The sequence below is a fragment of the Sporosarcina sp. FSL K6-1522 genome (genome assembly GCF_038622445.1).
Taxonomy (GTDB): domain Bacteria; phylum Bacillota; class Bacilli; order Bacillales_A; family Planococcaceae; genus Sporosarcina.
Genome location: NZ_CP152019.1, coordinates 214,850 through 227,830, shown reverse-complemented (window position 1 = coordinate 227,830; position 12,981 = coordinate 214,850). Strand labels below are relative to the sequence as shown.

Sequence of the window (12,981 nt, the reverse complement as noted above, 5' to 3'; positions counted from 1 at the left end):
CTGTTATTTTAGTTGAAAAAGGGGGGCGTAATTGATGTAATAATCTCGGATGAAAGTGGGTGTGGGATTTGTTCGAGATACTCTCTTGTTATTCTAATATAAATGCTGGAAATTGATTATTTATATAATATAGATGATTTTATGCGAGTGGGTTAAATATAGTAAAATGAAGGATTTATTTCACCATATAGAAGGTTCGGAGTTCAGAGTCTATTCTTCATATTTAATCTAATTAATTTGCTATTTAAGTAATATGAGATATCTTATATACTGATAATTACTCAAGAAACCGGAAGCTATTTTCTGAATTTTTCTTAAGTGATTACTAGTTTGGAAGGAGTTTCTCATGGAAACGAAAAGAAGAGGTTTATTCGAAAAGTTCTTGGATATGATCGAGAAAACAGGAAATAGGCTTCCGCATCCAGTGACGTTATTTGCTGGATTAGCAGCACTTGTTTTGGTCCTTTCATGGATCATTTCGTTATTTGGCCTAACGGTCGAGCATCCGGGAAAACCGGGTGAAATTGTAGAGGTTAAAAACTTGTTGAGTGGGGAAGGTATTGAATACATATTTACCACGATGACGGCGAACTTTGTTGGGTTTGCGCCGCTTGGTGTCGTGCTGTTAACGATGCTTGGAATCGGAATTGCAGAAGGTTCTGGCTTGATTAGCGCATTGTTACGCGGCTTTGTCATGTCTGTACCGAAGCGTTTAATCACTGCGGGGCTTGTTTTTGCGGGTGTTATGTCGAGTGTTGCGTCGGATGCGGGATACGTTGTATTGCCTCCGCTTGGCGCAGTGATTTTCGCAGCAATTGGACGCCATCCATTGGCGGGACTTGCGGCTGCATTTGCTGGGGTTTCTGGAGGATTTAGTGCGAACTTATTCCTGTCAGGGACAGATGCAATGCTAGGTCAATTAACGATTGAGGCGGCAGCGATCATTGATCCGGCTTATGCAGCGAATATGAACATTGCGATGAACTACTTCTTCATCATCGCTTCTGTATTCGTTCTGACGTTTGTTGGGGCGTGGGTGACAGAGAAGATTGTTGAACCACGTCTTGGTGAATATACAGGTGAATTCCGCGAGACAATGGAAAAGCTGACAGCGACGGAGAAAAAAGGTCTTGTGTGGGCGACAGTTTCTGTGGTTATCGCCAGTATTTTGTTTGCATTGCTCGTTCTTCCAGAAGGCGCGCCATTGCGCGGAGTGGAAGGTGAAATGCCAATCATTCGTTCACCATTTATGAGTTCTTTGGTACCAATCATTACGATTCTGTTCTTCATTCCTGGTCTTGTGTACGGGAGAGTGACGAAAGTGATTAAGAGTGATCGAGATGTGGCGGCGATGATGTCGGGAACGATGGCGGCAATGGGCATGTTCATTGTCCTGTCATTTACAGCAGGTCAGTTCGTTGCTTTTTTCACAGAGTCTAATATGGGACTGATGATTGGCGTTTACGGTGCGCAATTCCTGGATAGCATTAGCTTGACGGGCATTCCACTTATTTTGACATTCATCCTTATTTCAGCATTTATCAACTTGTTCATCGGGAGTGCATCTGCGAAATGGGCGATGATGGCGCCGGTATTTGTACCGATTATGATGGAGTTGGGCTATTCGCCAGAGTTAACGCAAATGGCGTATCGTGTTGCGGACTCTTCGACGAATATTATTTCGCCACTTATGACGTATTTTGCGATTATTATTGCCTTCGCACAAAAATACGATAAGAAAATGGGGATTGGAACACTGATTTCGGTCATGTTCCCATATAGTATGTTCTTCCTGTTTTTCTGGACATTGACACTTATTGCCTGGATGTTGTTCGGTCTTGATTTAGGACCAGGTTCAGGTATTTACTATTCAAAATAATCACGTGAGGCCTTGGGAGCGATTGCTTTCAAGGCCTCTTTGTATCTTCTACCTATTATTGTTAAAATAATTAGAAGAAAGGAAGTGCATCGATGTGGATATGAACGTTTTCATCGTGGAAGACGATGTGGCTATATTTGATTCGTTAAAAGAACGGCTGGGACAGTGGTCGTTCAATGTGACGGGGCCGACTGATTTTCATGATGTCATGGGAAGTTTTATTCAAGAGAAGCCTCATCTCGTCATTATGGACATCCAGTTGCCGGCGTATGACGGGTTTCATTGGTGCCGTGAGATGCGTGCGGTGTCGAAAGTGCCGATTCTCTTTTTGTCCTCTCGCGATCATCCGATGGACATGGTGATGGCGATGAATATGGGGGCGGATGACTACATACAGAAACCTTTCCATACGGACGTGTTGCTCGCTAAAATTCAGGCAATTTTGCGCCGTACTTATGCGTACGGAGAAGAAACGTCGGATGTGCTTGAGTGGAACGGTGCAGTGATTGATATGAAACGCAATGTGATTAGGATGGATGGCAAGGAAGTAGAACTGACGAAAAATGAGTTTTTCATATTGGCGATACTGGTCCAATCAACGGACGAAATTGTCTCTCGCGATGATTTGATCCGCAAGTTATGGGATGATGAGCGATTTGTGAATGATAATACGCTGACGGTCAATGTAACGCGCCTTCGCCAAAGGCTTGCGGAACTTGGACTGGGGGAAGCGATTGTGACGAAAAAAGGGCTAGGATATATGGCGATTACGCTGTAGGGAGGAGTTATCCACATGTTCATCAGTTATGTAAAGGATATGAAGAGTTGGATTGTTTTCTTCCTACTGGCACTTGGTTTCGCAGATCTGATTATTTGGCTGGATCAAGGCATTGATGTGAAGTTTTCATCGGCGTTGTATTTCAATGTGTTGTTACTAATAGCCCTTTCACTCTTTGTGATGTGGCGTTACCGACAAGAAATGCGGTTCTCAAAAGAATTGGCTACATTTATGAACGGTTCTGTCATTGATTGGCATGAATCGTTGCCGGAACCGACTTTTACACGAGATGAAGTGATAAAGGAAGTGTTACGTCTCGCGGCGTTATCCTTTTCAAGGGAATTAGCTGACATACGACAAGCGAATATCATGGAAGGCGATTACACAGCCGCATGGATACATGAAGTAAAAGCGCCACTTACTGCGATGAAGCTGACGATTGATGGGCATCGTCATGAGTCTGTTATTCGAAAAATTGAAGCAGAATGGCTTCGTGTCTATTTGCTAATTGACCAACAACTGTACATATCGCGCCTGCCAACGCTTGAAGCGGATTATGTGTTGGAGAGCACTGAGGTTCACCGACTGGTTGCGGCGGAAGTGCGTGAACTTGGGACATGGTGTATGGAAAAGAACGTTGCTGTCGAATTTGAAGGGGACGATGCAACAGTCGTAACGGATCGTAAATGGAGTCGATTTATTATCCGACAAATCCTGACGAATGCGGTAAAATATAGCCCAGTTGGTGGCGCGATCTTCATCTCGACAACGGTTAATCCAAGTGGCAACGTCATGCTCGCTATAAAAGACGAAGGGCCGGGCATTCAACCGCATGATCTGCCGCGTATTTTTGATAAAGGATTTACGGGCGGTACGGGAAGACTACAAAATGCAGCAACGGGACTAGGGCTGTACCTTGCACAAACTGTTGCGGAGAAAATTGGTATCACGCTTCAGGTGCAATCTGAAATAGGACAGGGAACTACTTTTCAGCTGACATTTTCAACTCAAAATGCCTTCGATAAAATCCTAACGTGACAACACTGTCACATTGACCGACCTGTTTGTCATGCAAATCAAACGACCGAGACGAAATGCCGCAGTACACTAAGGACATGAACAAACAGGGAGGCTATTTAGGTGGAACAACATACAACTATTTTACACGCACAAAACGTGCGAAAATCATACGGTACACGTGGCAATGTTCAACAAGTGTTAAAAGGCATCAATCTTCGTGTAGGTGAGGGGGAATTTGTCGGTATTATGGGGCCGTCGGGAGCAGGAAAGACGACATTACTCAATGTGCTTGCAACCATTGACCGTGCGACAGAAGGCTCTATACTTATTGGAGGTTCCGATATTTCGAGAATGAAAGACGCGGAGTTATCTGCCTTTCGTCGTGATAAGTTGGGCTTCATCTTCCAAGATTATAACTTGCTCGATACATTGACGGTGAAGGAAAATATTTTACTGCCCGTTTCGCTTGGGAAAATGAAGAAACAAGTGGCGGAGGCAGAGTTTAACGCTATTGCGGATATTCTCGGTATTAAAGACCTTGCGCATAAATATCCCCATGAAATTTCAGGTGGGCAAAAGCAACGGACGTCTGCGGCAAGAGCACTGATCAATAAACCCTCGATGGTATTCGCGGATGAACCAACAGGTGCACTCGATTCGAAATCAGCGTCTTCGTTACTTGGCACGATGGAGGATGTCAATAAAAAACGTGGTGTCACAATCATGATGGTGACGCATGATCCGGTGGCATCTAGCTATTGTAGCCGTGTCGTTTTCTTGAAAGACGGCAATATCTACTCAGAACTTTATCGTGGTGATAAAACACGACAAGCCTTTTTCCAGGACATCTTGAGCGTTCAAGGCGTTCTCGGGGGTGACAGCGTTGACACTATTTGACCTTGTTATCCGGAGTATGCGGAAGAATATAAAGCATTATTATTTGTACTTTTTCGCGCTGATTTTCAGTGTCGTGCTGTACTTTGTTTTTGCGACGCTACAACATGATGCAGCTGTTATCGAGAAATCAGCGAAGTCGATGAATATGGAAGCGGCATTTAAAGCAGCGGGTATTTTACTAATTGTCATTGCAGGTATATTCGTTTTCTATGCGAATGCTATTTTCCTGAAAAGAAGAAGTCGGGAAATTGGGCTTTATCAATTAATTGGCTTGACGAAAGGCGCAGTGGCGCGTCTGCTTATTATTGAAAATGCCCTTCTGGGTGCAGGTGCACTTGTCATTGGGATTGGCACAGGGGTGCTGGTTTCGCGTGTATTCTTATTACTACTGATGAAGTTGATTGGATATGATGGGTTTATTACGGTGTCCTTTTCACTGGCAGCGATTATTCAAACGGCTATTGTCTTTGTTGCCATCATTGCGCTGACGTCTGCTCAAATGTTAGTGGCTGTTTATCGCAATACATTACTGGATTTATTCAATGCGGATAAAAGGGGAGAGCATCCGAAAAAGCCGAAAACGGTTGTGTCAGCGGTGTTGGCGCTTCTCGGAATCGGGCTCATTATTTACGGTTATTGGTTATCAGGTCGCATGATGAATGAAATGATCTTGTTTAACATGTTAGCGGTACTTGCTTCAACGATTTTCGGAACCTATCTCGTATTCCGTGTGACAATCAGTTGGTTGTTTTATCAGATTCGTACAAGGAAACAAGGGCATCTTGGGCTGCATAATAGTCTGTCGCTTGCCCCACTTATGCATCGCATGAAAGCAAATGCCAACTCTTTGACAATTATTACGGTATTGTCTGCCATGACACTTGCAATGGTGGCGGGGGCGTATTCACTGTATTACTCATCTGAAAAAATGGCACGGTCGATGATGCCTTTCGATTTTACCTTTACAAATTATCCGCATGAGGAAGGTCTGGCAGATGAATTTGCTGAGGAACTGAAAGTGGCAGGTATTGACTTCAAGTGGACATCTATTAGCGCAATGGATACAGGAGGTATGCTTGATATTTCCAGTCCTTATTGGTCAGGCGCCAATAATGTGCGTCCTTCTGTTTCATTTTACGTAGCAGAGCAATTACGTGCGGCGGGGAAAGATGTACAAATTCCTCCAAAAGGTAGCGCAATTGCCTATAATATGAATTTGCAGCTAGAAGCAAAGCCAGAGGAGTTTCCAGCTACGCTGACGATTATGGAACATGATACGGAACTGCCCATCGAGGTAGTTGCTGTTGAAGAGACTAGTATTATGAATATGAATCTTGGCGGTAGTCCAATGGTTGTCAGTGAGGACACGTTCGCAGAGTTGCAAAGGCAGCTAGCGACTGATGAGGACGATGGTTGGTCGTTGGCGATTGAGACGTTCCAAGTGAGGGATAATGATCAGCTTGCGAAGGCATCTGCTATTTTCATGCAGGACAAATATGCAGGGGGTGTCCCTTCGGAATATCGTATGGATTATCATACGTACTATCAAAATTCGATTCAGAGTAGCGGTTTACTTATCTTTATCGCAGGTTTCCTTGGACTTGTGTTCCTCATCTCGACAGGTAGTATTTTGTACTTCAAACAAATGACAGAAGCAGAGCAGGAGAAGCAAAGTTATGCAACACTACGTCAGCTTGGTTTCACAGTGCAAGACATTATGCGCGGTATTGTCCGTAAGCAAGTATTTGTCTTTGGTGTACCATTGCTCATCGGTTTATTGCATTCGATATTTGCCATTAAAGCTGCGTCATTTCTGTTCATGTCTGATATTACTGTACCGGCCTCGATTGCGATAGGCTTGTACGCATTGATTTACTTAGTGTTTGCTTTCTTAACGGTTGGTTATTATAGAAAGACTGTGAAAGCAGCTCTATAAAGATTTAAACCAAAACAAACGTGAATCAGTCGTGTTCGCGTTTGTTTTTTGTTATTGGGTGTCTTGTCACCTGAATGTACTAATGAGATGATAGGAGGTGAAAAAGAAACAATGGACTGGAGAGATAAAGGTGACAACACAAAGACAGCTAAAGTTAGGGACGATGATTCACGGTGTTGGCGAAAAAATGTCGGACTGGAGACATCCTGAGATGCCAGCCGATGCAAGTGTCAGTTTCGAGTTTTATAAACAGCAAGCACAACTATCGGAACAAGGGAAATTCGATTTTGTGTTTATTGCGGATGCGCTATACATTACGGAGAAATCCAATCCACATTATTTGAACCGATTTGAGCCATTGACGGTTCTTTCTGCACTTGCTGCGGTGACATCGAAAATCGGCTTAGTTGGTACATTGTCAACGACTTATAGTGAGCCGTTTTCAGCTGCGCGTCAATTTGCTTCGCTGGATATGATTAGCGGGGGACGCGCGGGGTGGAATGCGGTGACGTCGGGACTTGAAAAAACGGCGTTGAATTTCAGTAAAAGTATGGAAGGACATCCGGATCACAAAGCGCGCTATCAGATGGCGTCTGAGTTTGTGGAAGTGATGAAGGGGCTGTGGGATTCGTGGGAAGACGATGCCTTTATTCGTAATAAGGAGACAGGTGAGTTCTTTAATCCTGATAAATTACATCGTTTGAATCATCAAGGTGACTTCTTTTCTGTACAAGGACCATTGAATATTAGTCGTTCAAAACAGAGTCAACCTGTTATTTTTCAAGCAGGTTCTTCGGAGGATGGCAAAGCGTTTTCGGCGAAGGAAGCGGATGTTGTTTTCGCAATTATGCCTGCATTGGAAGAGGCGCGGGATTATTACCAAGACGTCAAAAGGAGAGCGGCCGCGTGTGGGAGAAATCCAGAGAAGCTCATTGTAGTACAAGGTATCAGTCCGATTATCGGTGACACAAAGGAAGAGGCTGTAAAGAAGTATGAAGAACTTGCTAGCTTAGTAACAATCGACCAAGCGCTCGCTTTTTTAGGCAGGCATTTTGGCCATCATGATTTCTCGCAATATCCATTGGATCAACCATTTCCGGACCTAGGTGATATAGGAGAAAATGGTTTCCAAAGCGATACCGATCGTATTAAAAGAGAAGCGCGTGAACAGAATTTAACCCTTCGCCAAGTTGCGCTTCGGGAGGCCACACCGCAGACGCCGTTTATTGGGACGCCGGAGAGTGTAGCAAGTCTGATGCAAGAATGGTATGACAAGCAGGCGATAGATGGCTTCATGCTGGTTGCTAATTTGCCTAGCGGATTGAGCGACTTTGTCGAGAAAGTCGTACCGATACTGCAAGAAAGAGGGCTTTTCCGTTTGGATTACGAAGCCGATACGTTACGCGGGAATTTAGGGCTGTCATTTGTGGAGAATCGCTATGCGCAAGGGGCGTCTAGTGAGAAGGAAAAAGGCGAAAACGTCAAAGAACCAGTCTATGAATGAGTATGTTGCGATTCGATTGTCTTTGTAAGACGTTGTTTTTCATTGCCCCACTTAAAAAAGCCCTCATCCCAAATGTAATGAGGTGAGGGCTTAACTTCTTTAATTCTTCGGCACCGCAACCCAATGCCCCTCAGAAATTTCCACAAGCTCAGATTGTTGTAAGTTGTATTTATCCGCCCCGGTTTGTTCCTCAAGCAAGACCCGTTTTTTCTTGGCCTCGATTTTAGGATCGGGAATGGGGATGGCTGCCAGTAGTGATTTTGTGTAGGCATGCTGTGGATTGCTGTAAAGCTCTTCACTTTCGGCAAGCTCAACAATTTTTCCTGCATACATCACGGCTACGCGGTCACTAATATGTTTCACCATCGACAAGTCATGCGCGATAAATAAATAGGTGAGCCCTAGGCGATGTTGAAGGTCTTCCAATAAGGTCACAATTTGCGATTGAATGGACACATCGAGTGCTGACAGCGGTTCGTCACAGACGATGAATTTTGGTTCAACCGCTAGCGCACGTGCAATACCGATCCGTTGCCGCTGTCCACCTGAAAATTCATGTGGATAGCGCATAGCATGAGAAGATTCAAGTCCTACTAAGTCCAGTAGCTCTTCCACCCGTTTTTTACGTTCACTTTTACTGCTCGCTAATTGATGGATATCGAGTGCTTGTCCGATGATATCTAACACTTTAAAGCGTGGATTTAGTGATGAGTAAGGATCTTGAAAAATCATCTGCATATGCCGCCGCATCGTTTTCATTTCACCTTTTGACAGTCGATTGACGGCCATTCCTTGATACAACACGTCTCCATCCGTCGGTTCATGCAGGCGTAAAATAGCGCGGCCCGTTGTCGATTTTCCTGAACCAGATTCACCGACAAGGCCCAGCGTTTCACCAGGTTTAATGGTGAAGCTAATGTCGTCGACAGCTTTTAAATAATTACCTTTCCCCATGTCAAAATGCTGTTTCAGGGATCTAACATCGAGCAAAGGTGTTGTCGGGTCCATATTGGCCGAAATGAGCGGAGGCCGTTTCGTTTTCTTTTTTTCATTCAAGCGAGGCAAGGCATTTAATAGCTTTTTCGTATAAGGATGCTTTGGGTTTTCGAAGATTTCTTCCGTGATTCCCGTTTCAACAACTTCTCCGCCCTTCATGACGACGACGCGATCACACATCCCGGCCACAACACCTAAGTCATGGGTAATTAAAATAATCGAAGTCTCAAATTTTTGCTGCATGTCCTTCATGACATTTAAAATTTGCGCTTGGATGGTGACATCGAGTGCAGTTGTTGGTTCATCGGCAATAAGCAAGGTTGGTCGGCAAGCAAGTGCAATGGCAATCATGACCCGTTGCCGCATTCCGCCGGAAAACTCATGTGGAAATTGGTTGTACCGTGTTTCGCTATCCCGAATGCCTACAAGTTTTAAAATATCAATCGCTTGTTTTTTTGCTTCAGCTTTCGACAGTTGTTGGTGTTTAATAAGGCTCTCTGCAATTTGTTTCCCAATTCGGATTGTCGGATTGAGAGACGTCATCGGGTCTTGAAAAATCATACTAATATCACGACCACGAATACTTTCCATTTCTTTTTCTGTTTTATGAGCAAGGTTTTCACCTAGAAAAGTAATTTCTCCACTTTTCATAAAGGAAGGAGGAGAGGGGAGCAGGCGCATAATGCTTCGGGCGGTGACACTTTTTCCACTCCCTGACTCACCTACAATGCCTAGCGTTTCACCTTTTCGTACTTCAAAACTGACACCGCGCACGGCTTCAAATTCCTGATCTTTGGATTGAAATGAAACGCGTAGATCTTCCACTTTCAAAATTGATTGCAAAGCACACACCTGCCGATTCTTGAATTTATATAGTAGAAAGTTAAATTGCATTGACTTCTCAGTATATTTAAAATAAACTTTACTATAATAATTTGATTTATGCAATATAGGGAGAAAGGGGGTTACATGTCAGTGGAAGGTAGCAAAATAGAGACGAATAAACTGGGTATAATAACCATCCTTCAACACACGTACAGCAAGATGCAAACGCATTTATCTTACAAATACTTACTGTTAGTTTTAGGGTTTCCAATCCATCTAGTTGTCGGGCTTATCTATTTATTTAAAAAGAAAAATACGATCTATTCTTCAGTGCTTGAGGAAATAAAACAAGGTTTGCATGAAGAGGGCTATCGGGATGGACTAAAACAGGAATTTACCGAACAGCTCACTCGAAAACAAGCCTTTTTCTCGCAAAACGTGAGTAAAGCGGAAACTGAGAAGGAAGCAGAGAAATTAGCGGAAGCCCAATTTTTGAAGGTTGTGCTTCAAAAGACGGATGAGGCACTTAAGAGAAAAGGCGAAAAGAAATTTACGTATGCGCATTTCTTTCAAACGCTATTGTCCAAACCGCTATTTTTAGTTATAACGTTCATCCCTGGCATTTTGATGTATTTGCTAATGTTGTTAGTGAGCAATCCTTACGTGAAGTTTATTCTTGAAAGGTTAGTCATGGGGATTTTCGTCATTTTAGGGGTTGTTGTGCTGGTCTTCAGCATTTTATACATTTCGCCGTTTGATCCTGCGGCTAATATTATTGGGGAAACGGGAACGAAAGAACAGATTGCCGCATTCAATAAGTTATATGGGCTGGATTTACCGTATTTAACGCAATTATGGAACGCTATTAAAGGAATATTCACCTTCGATTTAGGAACTTCCTTTACGGGCAATGAAGACGTCGCAACGAGTATTGCAAATAAGTTTCCAATTACGTTTACAATCGCACTTTACTCGCTCTTGATGGCGGTTGTCATCGCGATTCCAATCGGCATTATATCTGCAACAAGGCCGAATTCATTTTTTGACTATACATTTATGTTCATCGCACTCATTGGTTTGTCCATTCCGAACTTTTGGCAAGGGTTAATCTTTATTCTTAATTTTTCCATTAAATTGCAATGGTTGCCAGCTACTTATAGTCCGCAGAATGGCTTGTCGATGATTATGCCGGTTGTCGTTCTTGGAACGGCGCTAACAGCTTCGGTAGCGCGGATGACTCGCTCGTCGATGTTGGAGATTATTAATGAAGATTACATTATTACGGCAAAAGCAAAAGGGCTTAACCAAAGCCAAGTATTATGGAAGCATGCGGTAGGGAATGCCATGATTCCGATAATCACGGTCATTGGCTTGCTGTTTGGAGGCATGCTAGGTGGAGCGGCTGTAACGGAGAAGGTTTTCAATATTAGTGGGATTGGAAGTTATATTGTAGACAAGCAATTCATTCCAGATATTCCGGGGATTTTAGGTGGTGTAGTTTATATTGCCATCACCATTTCGTTAGTAAATATTTTCATCGATATTTTGTATGCGTTTTTTGATCCTCGCATTCGTTCGAAGATGAAACAAAATTAAAGCAGGTGCAGCGATGGAGACAAGTATAGCGATTGATAAGAAAAAAGTATTGAAGCATTCACCAGAATATACACAAGCTAGCTTCACATGGATTACGTCACTGGCACTGACTGTTGTTTTCGGGTTAAATAGTTTCAATTTTTCAACGATGGCGTTGAAGCCGTTTATGTTTAATGTTTTTGTGGCATATGCCATCTTTACGGGTATTCAAATTGCAGTGACGCTGAAGATTAAGCGAGATCTGTCGACAACTGGGCATATCCAAAGCATGACCAGAAAGTTAGGGTATGTGCAGTTGCTCAGTATTGTGACGGGCAATATTATTATTTTGACCTTTGCGTTTAATTTGATCAAAAGGAAAAAGACGCCAGATTATACCTTTGCGGTTTATATGCTGCTGACGCAGCTTTTCGTCATTGCGATATCGGCGTTAAATCTCTTTAAGCCTTATGTAGCGGATACGTTTTTAGTGGCGATGGGGGTTTTAGTAGCCATTGCAGTTTTCTATGTAGTGGCGTTGGTGTTGGTGGCAAAGCATGTTGAAGAGGAAACGGCGGAGCGTTGGATGATGTTCCTAGCGATTCCTTTAATCATCACGGCTGCGACAGGAAACCTTTTTGCGTTATTGCTAGGACTGAACTTGATCATGAAAGCGCGTGGGTCCGATTTATCGACCATCATTAAATGGAATACGATTTGGGGGAAAATTACGCGCAATACGACTTCTGTATTAGGGTTGTTCTTTATCGTTCTAATGCTGTCGATTTCGATTTGTAGTAATTTTACATTTGATTATAGTTTAGCGATAGAAAATAATTATAGTGCAATTCTCCAAAGCCCAAGTATTACATATCCACTCGGCACGGATAATTTCGGTCGAGATTTATTTTCAAGAATTATTTTTGGAGCAAGAATTTCATTGATCGTGGGCTTTCTTTCCACAATTATTCCAGCTATTATCGGCGGTATGTTAGGAGCATTCGCTGGTTATTATAGTCAACGCACAGATAATATTATTATGCGCTTGTTAGACGTGTTGTATGCAGTTCCTGGAATTCTGTTGGCAATTGCGATTATTGCTGCATTTGGGGCAAATACAACGAATTTAATTTTAGCGCTGAGCGTTGGGGCAATTCCTACGTATGCTCGGACGATGCGAGCGAATGTACTCATGGTTTCCAATTTGGAATATGTCGATTCTGCACGGGCGCTTGGCGAAAAGGATTTTACGATTATTTTCAAACATATCGTGCCAAATGCGTTAGCACCGATGATTGTGAAAGCAACACTGACAATCGGGAGTGCCGTGATTGCAACAAGCAGCTTGAGTTATCTGGGGCTTGGGGTAGAGCCACATATTCCAGAGTGGGGAAATATTTTAAAGTTGGGTAGTACGTATTTGGAGTCAAATTCTTATCTAGCAATTTATCCGGGTCTTGCCATTATCTTGTTAGTCTTATCCTTTAACTTTTTGGGAGATGGGCTTCGAGATGCGCTGGATCCAAAATTAGATTGAAGGAAGTAGAAAAAATTATGTACAGGAGGCATTA

Annotated in this window: 9 protein-coding genes; 8 read left to right on the top strand and 1 reads right to left on the bottom strand. The window is 43.1% G+C overall.

What is annotated here, in order from left to right; all coding sequences use genetic code 11:
• Positions 1–346 precede the first annotated feature (346 nt).
• From MKY34_RS01085 to MKY34_RS01060, 6 genes are all read left to right on the top strand, one after another.
• Positions 347–1,879, top strand: a complete 1,533-nt coding sequence (locus tag MKY34_RS01085) for an AbgT family transporter (protein WP_342513416.1) — start codon at positions 347–349, stop codon at positions 1,877–1,879.
• A 94-nt stretch (positions 1,880–1,973) separates the two neighbouring features.
• Positions 1,974–2,657, top strand: coding sequence for a response regulator transcription factor (locus MKY34_RS01080; protein ID WP_342513415.1), 684 nt, complete (start codon positions 1,974–1,976; stop codon positions 2,655–2,657).
• A 15-nt stretch (positions 2,658–2,672) separates the two neighbouring features.
• Complete coding sequence (locus MKY34_RS01075) at positions 2,673–3,695, top strand: sensor histidine kinase (RefSeq protein WP_342513414.1); 1,023 nt, start codon at positions 2,673–2,675, stop codon at positions 3,693–3,695.
• A 102-nt stretch (positions 3,696–3,797) separates the two neighbouring features.
• On the top strand, positions 3,798–4,574 hold the full coding sequence (locus MKY34_RS01070; protein WP_342513413.1) for an ABC transporter ATP-binding protein: 777 nt from the start codon (positions 3,798–3,800) through the stop codon (positions 4,572–4,574).
• Positions 4,552–6,510, top strand: coding sequence for an FtsX-like permease family protein (locus MKY34_RS01065; RefSeq protein ID WP_342513412.1), 1,959 nt, complete (start codon positions 4,552–4,554; stop codon positions 6,508–6,510). Before MKY34_RS01070 ends, MKY34_RS01065 begins: the two co-directional genes overlap by 23 nt.
• Positions 6,511–6,640: 130 nt before the next feature.
• A complete protein-coding gene (locus MKY34_RS01060; RefSeq protein WP_342513411.1) occupies positions 6,641–8,014 on the top strand; it encodes an LLM class flavin-dependent oxidoreductase in 1,374 nt (457 codons plus the stop codon).
• A gap of 99 nt (positions 8,015–8,113) precedes the next feature.
• Here the strand turns inward: MKY34_RS01060 and MKY34_RS01055 are convergent, their stop codons facing one another.
• A complete protein-coding gene (locus tag MKY34_RS01055) occupies positions 8,114–9,853 on the bottom strand; it encodes an ABC transporter ATP-binding protein (RefSeq protein ID WP_342513410.1) in 1,740 nt (579 codons plus the stop codon).
• 201 nt (positions 9,854–10,054) lie between these two features.
• Here MKY34_RS01055 and MKY34_RS01050 point away from each other — a divergent pair, with 201 nt between their 5' ends.
• Both MKY34_RS01050 and MKY34_RS01045 read left to right on the top strand, forming a co-directional pair.
• A complete protein-coding gene (locus MKY34_RS01050) occupies positions 10,055–11,431 on the top strand; it encodes an ABC transporter permease (RefSeq protein WP_342515156.1) in 1,377 nt (458 codons plus the stop codon).
• 13 nt (positions 11,432–11,444) lie between these two features.
• Positions 11,445–12,947 carry an ABC transporter permease gene (locus tag MKY34_RS01045; RefSeq protein ID WP_342513409.1) on the top strand — a complete coding sequence of 501 codons (1,503 nt, stop codon included), beginning with the start codon at positions 11,445–11,447 and terminating at the stop codon, positions 12,945–12,947.
• The last annotated feature ends 34 nt before the right edge of the window (positions 12,948–12,981 follow it).